Source organism: Candidiatus Paracoxiella cheracis, from assembly GCF_049348705.1.
Taxonomy (GTDB): Bacteria; Pseudomonadota; Gammaproteobacteria; order Coxiellales; family Coxiellaceae; genus Paracoxiella; species Paracoxiella cheracis.
Map to the genome: position 1 here is coordinate 2,009,631 of NZ_CP186485.1, position 17,955 is coordinate 2,027,585.

The following is a 17,955-nucleotide window of genomic DNA, read 5'->3' on the forward strand; positions in this document are numbered from 1 at the left end:
CATTGCTTCAAATTTTTAAAGAGCGTTATTCCAATCAGGAAGATTGGGCTATTCTACGCGTCTATCGCGCTTTGTCAATCACTATCTGACATCAAATAGACCTTTTTTGTAACTGATCAAATTGTGACACAGTTACTACTTTCCTTGCCCAAAGAGAGCTTCTACCGCCTCATCGTTTGGGCGGAGAATAGTACCATCAGAAAGTGGTAAATGACAATAGGTCCGTCTGAAAATAGTTCCAGTTGTTATTATAACCTGAGTTCTGTATAAGAAAAGGAATAAGTGAATGAAATAATTGAAAAAAAGACCGGAACCGCTAAAATTTAGCTCCAAAATTACAGCTAAATAATGTAACAGGAGTTAATCATGTTGGCACCGGTCACGGAGATTTTTTGTGATATGGATGATTTTTGCAAGGATTATTTGAAAGGTCAATCAAAGTATTTGCTACCGAACCCAGACAGAAAACGAGATCGAGCGATGCAAATGAGCTTGTCTGAAATTGGCACCATCATTGTGTTGTTTCAAATGAGTCACTATCGCACATTTAAGGATTTTTATTGTGGATGTGTTTTACAAGACATGAAGAAGTATTTTCCTACGGCGCTGAGTTACACACGTTTTGTCGCCTGCCAATCAGCAGCGCTAATGATGCTCGCCGCCTATTTGCTTTCGAGAAAGGGCAAACACACGGGATTGTATTATATTGACTCAACTACACTACGCGTATGCCACAATAAACGAATTTATCGAAACAAGGTTTTCAAAGGCATTGCTAAACGCAGTAAAAGCACAATGGGCTGGGTTTACGGCTTTAAACTACATATTGTGATTAATCATCAAGGGGAATTAATCCGTTTTTGTTTAACGAAAGGGAACGTGGATGATCGCGCTGTTGTTAGAAAATTAATGGCTAATTTAAAGGGGTTGGGCGCTGGCGATAAAGGGTATCTTGGAAAAGATCTTGCGGACGATTTGGCAAAACACGATTTAAAATTTGTGACAAAAGTCCGTAAAAATATGAAGAACAAAATGCTTTCTGCATTTGAAAAGTTTTTCCTAAAACAACGTGGCATCGTAGAAACGATTATCGATCAGTTGAAAAACTTGTATCATGTTGAGCATTCGCGTCATCGTAGTCCGATTAATTTTTTAGTCAATACCCTTGCAGCGCTAATTGCCTATTCTTGGCGACCAAACAAACCAGGAATAAAAACCAACAATATAAAGAATAATTTATACGCAGTTATCCAGAACTGAGGTTAGTATAGCATACCCTGAAGAATATGTTTGCTCGCCAACCCGAGGTGAGGAATAGGCGATTCATTAAATATCTTCATATAGCTATGTGATTTTCACTTTAGCAAAGCGGCGTTTACCAACTTGATATAAATGGCTCTCACCCGTTGGAATAGAAAGCTTGGTATCTTCGATGCGCTCACCATCTATGCGCACCGCCCCCTGCCTAATCATCCGTAATGCCTCAGAAGTACTACTCACTAAACCAGCATGCTGTAAGACGTATCCTATAGCCATTTCATTATCATCCGCTTTTACCGAAATTTCTTCGAGATCCGTTGGTAATTCGTGGTGCTTAAATCGATCGATAAAATGTTGATGGGCGGCTTTTGCGGCTTTTTCACCATGAAAACGTCCTACTAGTTCTTCGCCCAATAAAATTTTCACATCGCGCGGATTTTTCCCTTTTTCTACCTCTTCATGCATGATGTTAATTTCATACATTGGTCGAAAGCTTAATAACTCATAATAACGCCACATCAAATCATCGGATATCGACATGATTTTTCCGAACATTTCTTCAGGCGGCTCAGTAATCCCGATGTAATTATTCAGCGACTTCGACATTTTCTGCACGCCATCAAGACCCTCTAACAATGGCATGGTTAAAATACATTGGGGTCGCTGCCCAAAATGGCGCTGTAATTCACGGCCAACCAGTAAATTGAATTTTTGATCGGTCCCGCCTAATTCAACATCAGCTTTCATCTCAACCGAATCGTAACCTTGCAACAATGGGTATAAAAACTCGTGTATTGCAATCGGACGATTCGATGTAAATCGTTTGTGAAAATCATCGCGCTCAATCATGCGCGCTACCGTGTGCGTGGCTGCCAAACGAATCAAATCTTCTGCATTGAGTTTATTCATCCACGCCGAATTAAACATTACTTGCGTGCGCTCGGGATCTAAAATCTTAAATGCTTGTGTTTCATACGTTTTAGCATTTGCCAGCACATCTTCCCGCGTCAATGGCTTACGCGTTGCACTCTTACCACTGGGATCACCAATCATCGCAGTAAAATCACCAATTAAAAATAGAACCTGATGACCAAGATTTTGAAATTGCCGCAGTTTATTTAAAATGACCGTGTGACCCAAATGAATATCTGGAGCAGTCGGATCAAAACCAAGCTTAATTCGCAATGGATCTTTGCCCGACATGCGCTCGGCCAATTCTTCTTCTGAGATAATTTCTGATGTTCCGCGCTTGATCTCATCAAACACCTTGCTTAACTGACTCAATGATCGATCTCACATAAAAAAATTGTACAATATCTCCAGAATCGTAATCTTACGTGGTATGATTATCAATTGGAACTAGTCCAACAAAAAATATGGAACACAGAGCATGACTGGGAAACTTGGGTGGAAGATTACAACACTGATCGTCATCTGTATGGGCCTACTTATTGTAACGCTGACTATTCTGCTTCAGCATAGAGCCAATAAATTAAAAACTCCCGCCAACGCTTCCCTCTCAATCCCTAAAAAAGCAGCTTCAATCCATCAAAAACAAGTGACGAAAAAATCCACTAGCACTTGGCATAAGGTGATTGTTCAAAAAAATGACAACTTGGCTACTATTTTTGATCGTCTGAAAATCAAACAATCTGATCTGCTCCTGGCGGTTAAAGACCATAAAAAACTAGCTATCCTGCATCCGGGCGAGATACTTTATTTGCAAACCGATGCTGAACATCAGTTACAAGGCCTGAAATATCCACTGGATTCCATTAAATCTTTGCAGCTAACACGTGAAGGCGATCGATTTGTTAGCAAAGTTAATCAAAAACCTGAAACCGTAACATTATCGTTCAAGAGCGCTGTCATCCATCATTCATTGATTCATGCAGCAAAGCGAGCCGGTTTAACGCGCAAGCTCGTGAAGCAACTCGAAACGATTTTTGGAGGCTCAATTAACTTCGCGCGCGACATACGGGTGGGCGATAGTTTTTCTATTTTGTATCAAGAATATTATGTCGATGGTAAAAAAATTCGTAACGGCAATATCATCGTGGCTGAATTTACGAATCGTGGAAAAACGTACAAAGCATTGCGATATACTTATCCGACCAACCACTCAGGTTATTACACACCCAATGGCCACGGTGTTGAACCACGATTCTTACGTGCACCACTACATTATGACCACATTAGCAGTCGCTTTAGTTATCGTCGCATGGATCCTGTCATTCACAAAATCCACTCTCATCTCGGAGTGGATTTTGCAGCAAACGCCGGAACACCCATTAAATCCATTGGAGACGGTAGAATTGTTTTTATTGGGCGGGATGCAGGATACGGCAATGCTATTAAAATCCAATATGGGCGTCATTACAAAGCGCTGTATGGCCACATGCGACGATTTGCAAAAAATATGAAACTGCATCATTACGTGCATAAAGGTGAAGTCATCGGTTATGTCGGCGAAACCGGCTGGGCAACAGGGCCTCATTTACATTTTGGCTTTTTTATAAATGGTGTTGCTAAAGATTGGCTCGCCATAAAAATGCCAACAGGCGCATCCATTCCGCAAAGTTATTTAACTCGCTTTGCCGCAGCGTCCAAACGCATGATGGCTGAATTACAACTGTATCAAGATACTGAGTTGGCTGCTAACAATACAAAATCACCTGCCGCGAAGTCTAGTTTTTAATTTATGGCTAAAGAACTTTACATCGGTCTTTTATCCGGCACCAGCATGGACGCTGTTGATGCGGTATTAATTGATTTTAGCTCAGACAAAAAATCTCCATTTAAATTAATCACAACGTATTCAGAGCCCATTTCTACACCATTAAAACAAGCGCTCATTAAATTATGCAAACCCGGACAAAATGCGATTAATCGCATGGGCCGCGCAGATATTGAGTTAGGCCGACTGTTCGCGCACAGTTGCTTACAATTACTCAAAAAAGCGAACGTTGATGCCAAGGAAATTCGCGCAATCGGCAGTCACGGACAAACGATTCGGCATGCACCCAACACAAATTATCCTTTTACACTGCAAATTGGTGACCCTAACATCATCGCTGCAATGACCGGCATTACGACCGTGGCTGATTTTCGTCGTCGTGACATGGCCCTTGGTGGACAAGCAGCGCCATTAGCACCAGCTTTTCATAATTTCATACTACGAAATCCGAATGAAAACCGTTGGGTACTCAATATTGGTGGTATCGCAAACCTCACCTATCTTGCAGCCGATAAAAAAACACCTGTGTTAGGTTTTGATACTGGACCTGGAAATACATTATCGGATGTATGGTGCTCTACTCATCTTGGCAAATCATATGACGATGCCGGGCAATGGGCCTCAAGCGGACAAATTAATCCAGAACTACTAACTGTTTTATTAAGCGATGCATACTTTCAAGTAGCACCACCCAAAAGCACTGGGCGCGAATACTTTAATTTACACTGGTTGCAGCAACAATTATATGGACTAGCATCACGCCCTTCACCCATAGATATACAAGCGACTTTACTAGAATTAACCGCAAGAAGTATCGCCAATGCCATCCACTCAATCGAGACAGCGCCTGGTAGTATTTGGATCTGCGGCGGTGGAACACACAACCAAAAGCTAATGACGCGCTTAAATGAATTATGCGAAAAGCACCGCATCACCACCACTGAAGAAATTGGCGTACACCCCGATTGGGTTGAGGCCATGTGTTTTGCCTGGTTAGCACAACAAACGCTAAAAGGACTACCTGGCAATTTACCAAGTGTCACGGGCGCAAAACAGCCAACCATCTTGGGCGCGATTTATCCGGCTAACACTTTCTGAACATTAATGCCTTTAATCGTAGATATTGGAAAACAAACATTTCGCAAATAATCAACTAATGGCATATCGACCACGCGCTTTTCTTGCAATGATGCTTGTCTAAAAATTAAATCATTATTTAATCGCAATGCAAATCCCACGTGAGACACATTCATGTTTGTACCAATTTTTTCACGCAAGTGCCAATTGGGCCGTACGATTTCAATAACCGACCCATGTGGAATTTCTGCGAAAATTGCTTGATTCGGCTCTTTATCATTAAAAAGTCGCGTGAATGGCAAATACGGTAATTCGCTTTTCTCACTTCTTAAATGAGATGAAAGGGCGTGCAGCTTATTTAATAATTTTCCTGCTACTTCTTCAGAAATGCTCTCCAGCAACTTCACATCAGAGAATGAACGATGCCTCATCCAATTTGGTCGGTCTATTTGAGCCACCGCGACTTCATAAATGTGCGCATCAGAAGGATCACAAATGTCTGTCGTTATATCATTCACCAATTTATGTTTTGCATTCTGCAAATTCCAATCGACACTCATAAAATGAAAACGTTTATGATATTTTGGTTCCGCATCGTAATAATTAATCCGCAAAAGATTGTCCCGAAATTCTGATAAATTATTAGATATCGCAAGTGCTAATACCGTGTTAATAAACGTGACACAATCAAATGCATTGGTGCGATATAGGGGACTTTGATCAAAACAAGCATTAACCCCCTCGCCTAATGCGCCCTGCAAATAAGGTTTGCCTAAGAACTGCTCGCTAAAAAAAACAAGACGCTCACTTACGTTTTTACATAGCTGTAAATCCTTATTTTGATAAATCCTAGCAATAGCTGCATCATAGGCTGATACCGAATAGCGATCAATTACCTGTATTTGTAGATTCATCATTGAATTATACGCCAACTTATCGAAAAATCACAAACTAGAAAAATCCATTGTGCAATTAAGGGCATCCTGCCGTAACTGAAATTCTATCTGCACAGCTAAAAATAGATTTTGAAAGATGCCCTCAATGTCCAAATACGTTATAATTCCGATCAGTCATTTTTTTGAATTTTTTATCAAGGATGTTTTATCTCATGATCAAACTGGATCACGTCACCAAACGTTACAATCACAATACCGTTGCAGTCGACAAAGTCTCTTTCACTGTCGAGGATGGCGAAACACTTGTAGTGCTAGGCTCATCTGGCAGCGGTAAAACTACCGTATTAAAAATGATAAACCGCCTCATTGAACCTTCCGAGGGCAGCATTGAAGTCGATGGCAAGCGAATAAAAGACTATGAATTAGTGGATCTGCGGCGTGCTATCGGTTACGTGTTCCAACGCATCGGTTTATTCCCCCACATGACCGTACGAAAGAATGTTAGTATTGTCCTAAAACTAATGGGCCGCTCTAAAGTTGAACGCAACAGACGTGCCGATGAATTACTAGAAATGGTTAACCTCCATCCGAACGAATTTGCTGATCGCTATCCCGATGAACTATCCGGTGGTCAACAGCAGCGGGTCGGCGTAGCACGTGCGCTCGCAGCGGATCCTAAATATTTGTTAATGGATGAACCATTCGGCGCTTTGGATGCGATTACACGTGATTCATTACAAGAAGAAATGAAACGCTTGAATCAGAAACTGCATAAAACCATTATTTTTGTGACACACGACATTCTTGAAGCGTTTCGTATTGCTGATCGCATTGCTGTGATGCATAAGGGACGCTTAGAGCAAATAGCGACAAAAGATGAGCTTATTAATAATCCAGCGAGTAATTTTGTGCGTGAATTAGTCGCAAAACCCGTGCAACAACTAGAAGAGTTCGAAGACAACATCTAATGCAAGAATCCTGGTACACATTTTTACTTAATAACCTTGATCCTCTTGGTATCAATTTATTAATAACCTCAGTTCTGGATAACTGCGTATAAATTATTCTTTATATTGTTGGTTTTTATTCCTGGTTTGTTTGGTCGCCAAGAATAGGCAATTAGCGCTGCAAGGGTATTGACTAAAAAATTAATCGGACTACGATGACGCGAATGCTCAACATGATACAAGTTTTTCAACTGATCGATAATCGTTTCTACGATGCCACGTTGTTTTAGGAAAAACTTTTCAAATGCAGAAAGCATTTTGTTCTTCATATTTTTACGGACTTTTGTCACAAATTTTAAATCGTGTTTTGCCAAATCGTCCGCAAGATCTTTTCCAAGATACCCTTTATCGCCAGCGCCCAACCCCTTTAAATTAGCCATTAATTTTCTAACAACAGCGCGATCATCCACGTTCCCTTTCGTTAAACAAAAACGGATTAATTCCCCTTGATGATTAATCACAATATGTAGTTTAAAGCCGTAAACCCAGCCCATTGTGCTTTTACTGCGTTTAGCAATGCCTTTGAAAACCTTGTTTCGATAAATTCGTTTATTGTGGCATACGCGTAGTGTAGTTGAGTCAATATAATACAATCCCGTGTGTTTGCCCTTTCTCGAAAGCAAATAGGCGGCGAGCATCATTAGCGCTGCTGATTGGCAGGCGACAAAACGTGTGTAACTCAGCGCCGTAGGAAAATACTTCTTCATGTCTTGTAAAACACATCCACAATAAAAATCCTTAAATGTGCGATAGTGACTCATTTGAAACAACACAATGATGGTGCCAATTTCAGACAAGCTCATTTGCATCGCTCGATCTCGTTTTCTGTCTGGGTTCGGTAGGAAATACTTTGATTGACCTTTCAAATAATCCTTGCAAAAATCATCCATATCACAAAAAATCTCCGTGACCGGTGCCAACATGATTAACTCCTGTTACATTATTTAGCTGTAATTTTGGAGCTAAATTTTAGCGGTTCCGGTCTTTTTTTCAATTATTTCATTCACTTATTCCTTTTCTTATACAGAACTCAGGTTATTAATACATATTTATTTAGCGCTATCAGCAACTGTGATTGCTATTCTCATCGGCGTACCACTCGGCATTTGGATTATGAGCCATCCAAAATTAAGAAGCCCGATCTTAGGTATCACAAGTATTTTCCAAACCATTCCAAGTTTAGCGCTGCTTGCCTTTCTCGTCCCGTTTTTAGGTATCGGTATAAAACCCACTATTGTCACCCTAACCGTTTATGCCTTGTTACCGATCGTACGAAATACATTTACCGGTCTAAACGCTGTGCCTCCTGAAAGTATCGAGGCTGCTCGAGGTTTAGGCTTTACGCGTTGGCAACGAATGGCCATGGTGGAAATTCCACTTGCGATGCCCGTTATTGTTGCAGGCATTCGCACAGCAACGGCGATGACCGTCGGCATCACCACCATTGCTGCATTTATTGGAGCCGGTGGTTTAGGTGTTTTTATCACACAAGGTCTGTCTCTCGACAATAGCGGGCTAATTTTATTAGGCGCCATTCCTGCAGCGCTATTGGCTCTCGCCCTCGATTTTATTATTGCCAATATCGAAACCTCATTATCCCATCGACAGCGCCAAGCCTTAAAATTTAAAAAAACGCGCCTCACCATTATTATCGTCATTATCTTAATTATTCTTTACCTAGCAGCACGATTTGCCATTGCTCCGTTATTTAATCACAGAAAAGATACCATCATTATCGGTTCAAAAAATTTCACGGAGCAATATATCCTCAGTGATATGATGGCCGATTTAATCACAGCAAAAACGAATTTAAATGTAAAATTGAAATTGAACGTGGGAGCAACGGCCATTTTACAAGCCGCATTGTTGAAAGGTAATGTTGATTTATACCCCGAATATACCGGCACCGCTTACCTTACCGTTTTAAAATATAAAAAATTATTGGGCGCTGCAAAAACTTATCAAATTGTAAAGCAACAATATCAGAAGCGCTATAATCTCATCTGGTTAAAACCCTTTGGATTCAGTAATTCCGAAACCCTAGCGGTTAGGCAAGATTTTGCAACACGACGAGGTTTAACTAACTTAACTCAGCTAGCTCAAATCTCTCTGCAACTAACAATTGCCGCCCCCGCAGAGTTTTTAAAACGCCCCGATGGATTTCCGGGTCTCAAAAAAGCATATGGGTTTAACTTTAAAAAAATCCTGCTCCTGGAGCCGAATCTAATGTATCAAGCTATCAAAAATAATGATGTCCAGGTGATCGAAGTATTCACGACCGATGGTCGAATAGTGGCCTACCATTTATTCCCTCTGAAAGACAATAAACATTTTTATCCTCCTTACGCTGCCGCACCCGTCATTCGTGACGCAACTCTCAAAGCGCATCCAGAAGTTGCCAGTGCGTTAGCGCCCATGACGGGGCTCATTAATCAAAAAACCATGCAACATTTGAATTATTTAGTAGATGTCAAAAAATTATCGCCGGCACGAGTGGCACACGATTTTTTGATACAAAAGGGCTTTATAAAATAATTATAAATAATCTATGATCAATGAGTTCTATCAAGGAGGATAATATGCAGCTAAACGCCTTAATTCTCAACTGTACCTTAAAATATTCACCCGCTGTATCAAACACAGAAGCGCTTGTTAATAAAGTCTGCAAAATTTATAAAGAGCTTGATGTAAACTGTGAAATCTTACGCCTGACTGATTATAACATTCGTTTTCCCACAAATTTAAATGAGTTAATCGAAAAAGCGAAGTGTGAAAGCACGGATAAATGCCCTGAACGTCATGGTCAGTCACGTTAAAAGATTTCAGTTGTGCTAAGGATGACAGGGTCATGGCTAAACAAAAGAATTTCAATTGTGGCATAGGGATTAAGGTTACTGTTTTGCGAGCGTAAGTACCATACGTAAACAATTGAAATTCTTTTCCCACCACACCCTACTCTTTGGCGTAATTGAAATACCCATTAAAATGCTTTTAAAACTTCACTGGCACAAACAATGAAGTAATATAAATCGCTAAAGCCATCAACAAAAATGTACTCACACCAATGACAAACTGCTTCGACAATGAAACAGACTTAACGTGATCCATCCCCTCCATCGACCCCATATCGTGTGTAGCTCCAGCCGAAATCATCCCATGCTTAATGCCGCGACGCACCATCCACGAATTAATCGGATACGCAGTTAAAGAACCAATAATGCTTGCCGCCGACATCACGCCCCAAAATACGATGGATGATGGCTCACGACCAAGAGGTAAAAAATATTTTAAAACGAGCATAGTTGGAAACATTCCGACCATTAAAGTGTTCATCGACACAAACTCAGCAAAAAATGTTTTACGCACTGCATTAAAATAATTGCCACCCAACATAGGCAACATGAAAATCGACTGAAAAATTAACAAGCCGCACGCAAACCCAGCAACATACTCGACGATTAAATCGATACCATTTGACACAACAAAAAATGAAATGATAATGGCGCCAATGACAATACCCGTCACATCACCGGACAAGCAGTGCAAAATAGAACCGACCGTTTGCTTCCAGTGTGGTTTAATAAACGCGTCGTGCGTACCAGGCAGTGGCTGTCGACACGACAAAAAATAAATGAATAATCCAAAAGGTCCGGTATAAAAAATCACGAGCACCCATGCTAACTTCATTACCCATGTAGCGGGAGTATTGGTTACTAAATCGTAGATAAGAAAAATAAGTGACCCTAAAACTAAAACGTACCACAAATACAAAATACCGTAAATCATAGCATTCTTGCCCACGATACGATCGATTTTTTATAGCCATCGGGCATATGCATATCTTCGATTTCAGATAAATTACACAGCATGAATTGCTTATGCTCAGCACTAATTTTCCAATCAGCAGATTTTTGTATAGTGCAGCCATAAGTAACAATAACAACATGAGTTTCTGAATTGATATGGTAAAGCCATGAATCAATGATTTTCGGGTTAGAGACATCAATATTGAGCTCTTCTTTGATTTCCCGCACAACACATTCTTCGGGTTGCTCATCGAGATCCAATTTACCGCCTGGCAATTCCCACTCATCACGATCATTTTTCAGCAAAGGTACTTGATCATCGACAATGACGACGCCCTTTATGGAAACAGGATAGCGATACGAATAAACATTATCAGAAGTTGTCTGATTCATTGAAAAAATCCTTGAACTTGTTATAGGCCACATTTCGCATTATATGCTGACAACCCTTCGGCAATACCTTTTAGGTGATACACAACAGTTTCATTGCCGATCACAGGGTCGTCATCTTCAAACACTATTTTAAACGAATTCGAGTTTAAAAATACAGTGCGAGGACTCTGACTAAATTGTGATATCAGAAACGCATATTTTTTGCTATCTGTTTTGGATCCAAACAAAGGATAGGCCTGCCCTGCAATATAGATTTTGCTATCCGATTTGTAATTGATTTGTTGTGTCTTTGTTTGTTCGAGTATTGCTTGATAAAGCACACTCACCGCTTCTTCGGCGGTGTCTGACGACGGAAAGATCACTAACGTGGTCGCATATTTTGGATTCCACAGAACTAAACTCACCTTTTTACCGTTAGTATCAGTGCCGGGAATTAACAAAAAACATTCCCGATTATAGCGATACAGTTTGACGCTATCTTGACCATAACTGCCTAAATAAGATAGGCCCTTCACAGCTTCCGAATAAACGCCGGATGCTTTATCCGAAGTCGCTTTTGCCCTAGGCTCTTCTGGCGATATGACTTCCGAGATCCATTCGGTTGGAATAGCAAACCCAAAATTACCTCCCATTTTGGTCGTAATTCCAATTAATCTGCCATTGTTATCAAATAATCCGCCGCCACTCGATCCAAAATAAAGTGCTGCATCGGTTTGTAACCACACGCCATCTTTCACTGGATGTTTATTGGAAATAATCCCTTTTGATAAAGATCTCTCAGTTCCTTTCGGATTACCAACCGCATAAACATCTTCACCAATTTTCACATTTGCAGAAGCACGTATTTTTACAGGCGTGAAATTCGCACCGGGGATTTCTAATAAACAGAGATCCTGTTTCTCGTTTTTATAGAAAAGTCTGGCAACTCTAGGTTTTTGTTCATCGTGCAATTTCACAACCAAATAATCACCGGACAAAGCAACGTGGCAATTGGTCGCCAAAACACTTTTATCGATCGCAACAGCACTTCCTCTCGCTATCACTCGCTTTGTATTAAAATCCAAGCTGTACAATGTGAAAATAGAATTTTCAACTTTTTGATAAACCTGTTCGGCAGTTAATGCCTCGCTCATCATTGGCATAAGCGTAAGACATACCAGTGCAACAAGGATAAACGATAGAAAGCGCTTCATAACAATCATAGACTCCGTTTGTATACATAAAATATAGCCTATAATTTTGACAGTTGATTCAATGACGATAGATGCCCGTGCAATTAGCTAAAGGCGCTATACCTTTAAGTATCCCGCCCTCAATCGAATACTTCAGAGATTACTATAAAATATATTTATGATGATAGTGGATAATCACAACATGATTTTATCGATCACAAAAACACTGCGATTGTGCGAATCTGAGCTGAGCTTTCACTCATTAATCCCACTGCAAATTTTCAAGATACAGCCTTAAATGCCCCGCAACATTAAAATGCTTTTTAATTAGACTATGCCTTCGTCCCAAAACAAAATGCTTAATATTATCGCCACAACGTTTATAGCCCACTGACCCACCAATCATTTCGTAAAAAATATTAATCAGATCGTAAACGTCCTGCTGAATTCTATCTTTGGTTGGCTTGCCAAGATGTAACAAATCAATTAAATGCACTTCAAAACCTAATCCTTTTTTCTTAATCATAATATTATCTGAGTGAATGTCTCCGTGATATTCACCTAAAAAATGAATTTGCTCTACCCCTTGCGCCAACGCATATAACAAATGCAATGCCTCAAACGGCAGCAACCGTTTATTTCTTTGGCGTGCAATATAACTCGATAAAACCTCACCATCCACAAAGTCGGAGACTAGAAAATCCACCTTCTTTTGTTCAATGTAAAGCACATCATGAAAATGATATTGAATCACGATCGGGCACTTTCGTAATTTATTGAGTTTTTTGGCGTAATGGATATGCGGGCTGTCACCATTGGCTTTACGACGGTAAAACAATTTGGCAGCCCGGATGATACCGGTTCGACGCTCCTCTACTTTATAAACCTCACCTTCCCAACCGTTGCCAAGGAAGTCAATCACCCGGTAATGACGGCCCAACACCTTACCCGCTTTCAAATCATACAACGTAGACACCTAGAGCACCCCGCTAACGAACAAATTCTGCGAACGGTTAAGATAGCTTTTTGAGTACCAAAAGAAAAGAGGTCGCTCTAGACCCTTTAATATCAGGGGCTAGGAGTCTACTCCAGGGCACAAATTCTGCATGAACTGGCTCAGATGGAACCCTTCTCATATTGGCAAGCAACCGAAAGATGTGTAGTACAAACAGGAGCAGGCTGCGAGGTATACCAGCCTGCTGCTGAAAGCATTGCTTTTTAAGTATGCACCTAGGTTTATCAAAAATTTCCCCGTCCCTGGGGAATCGACACCCAGAGAAGCTTCATTTATCCTTGATTAGGATAAGCAGGAACACTGCCACAGCGAACGTTAGCGGTAGGATATTTTACAGGAGATCTTTTAGGATCTTGTGTAGAAAATCGACAAAAATCAATATTATGAAGCAATTTAATCTTAACAAAATCATTGATATACGTAATAGTCGGCTGAGTACGATATGATTTATTTATTGCTAAATTATATTTTTTGTCAAATATGACATTAGAGCTACCAGCAGTGCTAGCTTTATATTCAACAGATATTTCACCATTCAAGGACTTCCCAGAGCCTACTAAATAGAAGGAGTAAGCGGGGCCTACCTGTCCATACGGCGGAGCGATATATGTTTTACTACCACTATTGTATATCTCGAAATTACCAGCATTTTTCTTGACTGTAAATGTGACCTTAAGTGGTTTTTTCAAATTTACATTTTTCACTGAAAAACGAACAGGCACTACCACAACTGAGTCTGCAAACCCCAGTGAAGAAAAAGCAAGTAAGGGTAAACCATATATAACCAAATTTTTGATGTTCATATTTATTTTTATCCTCTTAAAAATTAAGTTAATTAACTAAAGGACCAGGTAAGACCCACTAAGCTTTGCGCATATCCCACATTTCTCTCGCCCTTCAGGCCATCAAACTCGATACGCATTGCAACAGAGTGAGTAATATTATATTGAAGCCCAACGCCTCCTACGACACCAAGACCCGTATTCTTGTTAACAACACTAGCCGGCAGTGCTCCTGGCAAACCAACAACAGTATTCGTTATTTTTTGTCTCATGTGCTCATAGCCCAACCCTAGCTTGACTAGAAAAGACGTCCGCCAGTTCACTATGTCATGACTGTAAACACCTGCTAAATCAGTCGACCAAGTGGTTGTGTTAATAGACGAACTGACCGGAAAACTCTTATTGATTGGTGCAACAACTAACTGACTGTTGATCGAATTCTTAATCGGACCAAAATAATTAAAACCTGCCTCTAAACCAAATGCATGATTCTTTGTATAGTCATGATTAAAAAAATAACCAAACGCGAGACGCCCAGTGTAATCAAAACTATTCTTGAGTTGGTAGTTAATTGCGTAATTCGCAGTAAAGGGATCAAGCAGAGTTCTTGTAATCGTAACATTGCTCAAGTTAGATTTTGGCAAATAAGCACCACCGCCACCAATGAATACATAAGCCCCTTCTGGCGAAGCCGATGCGTAACATGAAGAAACGAGTACGATGACACCTGCTATTAAATGGAATTTCTTTCTATACACAGATTACCTCATTAATTTAAGCAGAAACAATCAATCCGTGTTGATTCTGTGATATTTAAAATAATAAGGGCGCCTCTAGAAATCGTTCTTAAAAAACATAAAACACTTTATGGATTCCAATCACTCACATGCAATGATTGGGGTTACTTTACAGGAATCGCTATTGCCAGCCGCTAAGCATTTCACTGTACTTGCCCACGCAAAACAGTAACCCCAATTCCTATGCAACATTTGAAATACTATTTCGTTGTTAGAATAGATTTCTAGAAGCGTCCTTAATGCGAAACAAATACAGGCCTCATATCCTGTTTTATTTATGCACAGGGAGATCATGTCAATTCCACATTAAGAAAATATTAAAATTAGCGAGGATTCATAGGTAATCTTTTCGAAATGCGCCATATTTCTATGATTTTTCTACGCATTTATTGTAAAGGGAGTTTAAGTAATTTTCCGGATCATATTTTTTTTTAAGTGACTCATAATGGGGTTTGTCGTAAATGGTCCAAAATTCTTCAGGTGTGTAGTAGGCATTCGAATACAAGGATTTGTTTCCCCCAAGCGCGACTACCTTCTTTTCAATCAGTCGATTGTAATAACCTGGTGCCTTGTTGCTTGGAATCATATCCCAAAAACCAAAATTCACGTACAGTTGATTCGCACGCATTGTAAATAAACGATAGTCAGCGTTTCCATCGATCCTATACGTCGGGCAAATCCAAACGGGCTTAATACCAATATTATCGTGAAAAAATTCTAAATAATCCGGTGCGTTTTCAATGGGGATAACGACATCTTGAATGACCGATTCTTTAGATGGCTCATATTTTTTTGCGAGCCATTGAATAACCCTGTTACGTTTTGCAAAGCGCATTATTTTGGAATAAACGGTTGATCTCAGCGCCCACTTACCCAATAGAAAACGCATGATTGGATTTTGCATGTAAAAAACGCGCGAACACCAAAACCAATCCGGATCCCAACGCCAAATATAATCCTCAATAGTTAAATAATCTTGCTCTTTTGATTCCACTGCTTTGTAATAAATCTTCATGAATTTGTAATTATTGGCTTTTGGCACCTCATCTACCATTTCCCCTACAACCAAGACTTGATGGTCACGCTGAAAAATAACACCGTCCACAAAGGAAACACTTCCATTTAATCGATTTTCTAAACATATTTCTTTTGTGCAGACAAAAAAATCATGAGGATTTTCGAAATGATGAAAATTTAGCCTCAAGTATTTTTTTACAGGCACTAATTTTACTGTGACTTTTAACGCATAACCCAACGTGCCATACGAATTGGGAATACTATAATATAAATCGCTGTACTCGTTATCAGGACGACAATCCACAACTCGCCCATCCGGCAATAAAATGTCGTACTGAATAATCGTTTCGTGAACTAAACCATAGCGAAAACAAGAAGACTCAATGCCAAGTCCTGACAGCGCACCACCAATCGTAATTGACTTCAACTCAGGCACAACCGTTGGCATGCAACCATACTTTAATGTTTCAGCCACCAAGGCTTCATAGGTGGTCATGCCCTCAACTTCGGCGATCAGATTGTCACCATCCACCGAAATCACTTGATTAAATGCACGAACATCGATGCGATTTGAACGACTGCGCCGATGACGAAATAAATTAGACGTTTTCTTGCGAAGCGTAATATTTTCGCCGGAATGCTGTGTCTTTTGCTTAATTTGCGCTGACAACCGTTCCTTCTTTTGTTGATACGCTTGTTGCCTATCGAATGCTGCGATAACCATTCATCTTTCCCTTCGGTGATAATACAAACTGCCATAATTGAATGCTTCTCGAACGAAAGCCACCCGCACATGACAACAAATAATATTTCCACATACGATAAAAACGCTCCCCGTATTTATCTTTTAGCTGAGGCCAATGTTGATTAAAATTATCAAACCATGCCATAAGTGTTTTATCGTAATCAGCGCCAAAATTATGTAAATCTTCCACCACAAATAAATTTTCGCACGCACCAGCAATCTGTTTGATGCTCGGCAACATTCCTTGTGGAAAAATATATTTACGAATCCAAGGGTCTGCAAAATGCATTGTGCGATTCTTTCCAATCGTGTGCATTAAAAATAATCCGGATTCTTTTAAATTGTTGTGTGCAATTTTGATAAAGCGCTTATAGCTGCGATGCCCCACATGCTCACACATGCCAATGCTTGCTACCTTATCAAATTTAATGCCTTTAGGATTATAGGCTTCAACATTACGATAATCGGTAATCACATATTCGATGGGAAGCCCTTTTGATTTTTCTTTAGCATATTTCATTTGTTCTTGCGAAATATTTACGGCGGTGACAGAAACGCCATAATTCTCTGCTGCAAATCTCGCAAAACCGCCCCAACCACATCCTAATTCCAAAACTCGCTCACCGCGTTGTAGTTCTAATTTTTGACACACCAAATCGTACTTCGCATTTTGGGCTTCATCCAAAGTCGCAGCATCGCGCCAATAGCCACACGTATAGGCCATGGTTTCACCCAACATCGGCTGATACAAATCATTACCCAAATCATAATGTTGCTTGGCTACCCTTAATGAGCGCAACTTGGACTGTTGATTTGAGAAAAAATGTTTGATCAAGACACCAATCAACGTTGATGCTTTATATATATTCTTAGGATCGAGATGCCGCGTGATTCGAAAAAATAACTCATCCAATCGATCACAATCCCACCACGCATCCATATAACTCTCGCCAGCTCCAACGGATGGTTCATGCATGATCCGTCGATAAGCCTCGGGGTTATGAATTTGAATATCCCACGGCTGATCGCCATTGATGCGAACCTGCGCTCCAGAAAGCATCCTTTCAATCATTGCTCGATAATCTGACATATGGATCTCTCTTCCTTAGTTTACTGATTAACATGTCCTCTGCAAAAGAGGGTCTATTATATATCAAGATGCAGGAAGAAGCGTAATCCGAAATCGTCACTATTCCCCATGAAAGCGCACAGCCTCTATATTGTTATTTTTTTGGACGATTTTTGCACTGT

At 40.2% G+C, this 17,955-nt stretch carries 17 protein-coding genes; 6 read left to right on the top strand and 11 right to left on the bottom strand.

Annotated features, from left to right (window positions below; translation table 11 throughout):
• Positions 1–366: 366 nt before the first annotated feature.
• Entirely contained in the window at positions 367–1,260 is an 894-nt protein-coding gene (locus ACJMKR_RS10575; protein WP_423062298.1) for an IS982 family transposase, read from the top strand.
• A gap of 84 nt (positions 1,261–1,344) precedes the next feature.
• On the opposite strand, the gene tyrS is transcribed toward ACJMKR_RS10575, so the two are convergent.
• Positions 1,345–2,544, bottom strand: a complete 1,200-nt coding sequence (gene tyrS, locus ACJMKR_RS10580; protein ID WP_423063014.1) for a tyrosine--tRNA ligase — start codon at positions 2,542–2,544, stop codon at positions 1,345–1,347.
• A gap of 106 nt (positions 2,545–2,650) precedes the next feature.
• On the opposite strand from tyrS, the gene ACJMKR_RS10585 reads away from it, so the two are divergent.
• Complete coding sequence (locus tag ACJMKR_RS10585; protein ID WP_423063015.1) at positions 2,651–3,958, top strand: peptidoglycan DD-metalloendopeptidase family protein; 1,308 nt, start codon at positions 2,651–2,653, stop codon at positions 3,956–3,958.
• 3 nt (positions 3,959–3,961) lie between these two features.
• A complete protein-coding gene (locus ACJMKR_RS10590) occupies positions 3,962–5,095 on the top strand; it encodes an anhydro-N-acetylmuramic acid kinase (protein WP_423063016.1) in 1,134 nt (377 codons plus the stop codon).
• Here ACJMKR_RS10590 and ACJMKR_RS10595 read toward each other — a convergent pair.
• Positions 5,074–5,991, bottom strand: a complete 918-nt coding sequence (locus ACJMKR_RS10595) for an N-acetylmuramoyl-L-alanine amidase-like domain-containing protein (protein ID WP_423063017.1) — start codon at positions 5,989–5,991, stop codon at positions 5,074–5,076. The genes ACJMKR_RS10590 and ACJMKR_RS10595 overlap by 22 nt on opposite strands.
• 191 nt (positions 5,992–6,182) lie before the next feature.
• Here ACJMKR_RS10595 and ACJMKR_RS10600 point away from each other — a divergent pair, with 191 nt between their 5' ends.
• Complete coding sequence (locus ACJMKR_RS10600; protein WP_423063018.1) at positions 6,183–6,938, top strand: ABC transporter ATP-binding protein; 756 nt, start codon at positions 6,183–6,185, stop codon at positions 6,936–6,938.
• A gap of 68 nt (positions 6,939–7,006) precedes the next feature.
• Here the strand turns inward: ACJMKR_RS10600 and ACJMKR_RS10605 are convergent, their stop codons facing one another.
• Positions 7,007–7,900 carry an IS982 family transposase gene (locus ACJMKR_RS10605; protein ID WP_423063019.1) on the bottom strand — a complete coding sequence of 298 codons (894 nt, stop codon included), beginning with the start codon at positions 7,898–7,900 and terminating at the stop codon, positions 7,007–7,009.
• A 190-nt stretch (positions 7,901–8,090) separates the two neighbouring features.
• On the opposite strand from ACJMKR_RS10605, the gene ACJMKR_RS10610 reads away from it, so the two are divergent.
• A complete protein-coding gene (locus ACJMKR_RS10610) occupies positions 8,091–9,512 on the top strand; it encodes a glycine betaine ABC transporter substrate-binding protein (RefSeq protein WP_423063020.1) in 1,422 nt (473 codons plus the stop codon).
• Positions 9,513–9,556: 44 nt separating this feature from the next.
• On the top strand, positions 9,557–9,793 hold the full coding sequence (locus ACJMKR_RS10615) for a hypothetical protein (RefSeq protein WP_423063021.1): 237 nt from the start codon (positions 9,557–9,559) through the stop codon (positions 9,791–9,793).
• 175 nt (positions 9,794–9,968) lie between these two features.
• Here ACJMKR_RS10615 and ACJMKR_RS10620 read toward each other — a convergent pair whose 3' ends face one another.
• The 8 genes from ACJMKR_RS10620 to cfa all read right to left on the bottom strand — a co-directional run bounded on the left by ACJMKR_RS10620 (position 9,969) and on the right by cfa (position 17,794).
• A complete protein-coding gene (locus ACJMKR_RS10620) occupies positions 9,969–10,664 on the bottom strand; it encodes a DUF4396 domain-containing protein (protein WP_423063022.1) in 696 nt (231 codons plus the stop codon).
• A gap of 95 nt (positions 10,665–10,759) precedes the next feature.
• Positions 10,760–11,176: an NUDIX hydrolase gene (locus ACJMKR_RS10625; protein WP_423063023.1), complete on the bottom strand. Its 417-nt coding sequence runs from the start codon at positions 11,174–11,176 to the stop codon at positions 10,760–10,762.
• Positions 11,177–11,196: 20 nt separating this feature from the next.
• Positions 11,197–12,318 (bottom strand): S1C family serine protease, encoded by a 1,122-nt coding sequence (locus ACJMKR_RS10630; protein WP_423063024.1) that lies wholly within the window; start codon positions 12,316–12,318, stop codon positions 11,197–11,199.
• A gap of 292 nt (positions 12,319–12,610) precedes the next feature.
• The gene (locus ACJMKR_RS10635) at positions 12,611–13,324 is read right to left on the bottom strand and encodes a protein kinase domain-containing protein (protein WP_423063025.1); all 714 of its coding nucleotides are present in this window, start codon (positions 13,322–13,324) and stop codon (positions 12,611–12,613) included.
• 311 nt (positions 13,325–13,635) lie between these two features.
• Positions 13,636–14,166: a hypothetical protein gene (locus tag ACJMKR_RS10640; RefSeq protein WP_423063026.1), complete on the bottom strand. Its 531-nt coding sequence runs from the start codon at positions 14,164–14,166 to the stop codon at positions 13,636–13,638.
• Between the two features lie 32 nt (positions 14,167–14,198).
• Positions 14,199–14,903: a TonB-dependent receptor domain-containing protein gene (locus ACJMKR_RS10645; RefSeq protein ID WP_423063027.1), complete on the bottom strand. Its 705-nt coding sequence runs from the start codon at positions 14,901–14,903 to the stop codon at positions 14,199–14,201.
• Between the two features lie 406 nt (positions 14,904–15,309).
• Entirely contained in the window at positions 15,310–16,683 is a 1,374-nt protein-coding gene (locus ACJMKR_RS10650) for an FAD-binding oxidoreductase (RefSeq protein WP_423063028.1), read from the bottom strand.
• On the bottom strand, positions 16,661–17,794 hold the full coding sequence (gene cfa, locus ACJMKR_RS10655; RefSeq protein ID WP_423063029.1) for a cyclopropane fatty acyl phospholipid synthase: 1,134 nt from the start codon (positions 17,792–17,794) through the stop codon (positions 16,661–16,663). The genes ACJMKR_RS10650 and cfa overlap by 23 nt, the downstream gene beginning before the upstream one ends.
• Positions 17,795–17,955: the final 161 nt, after the last annotated feature.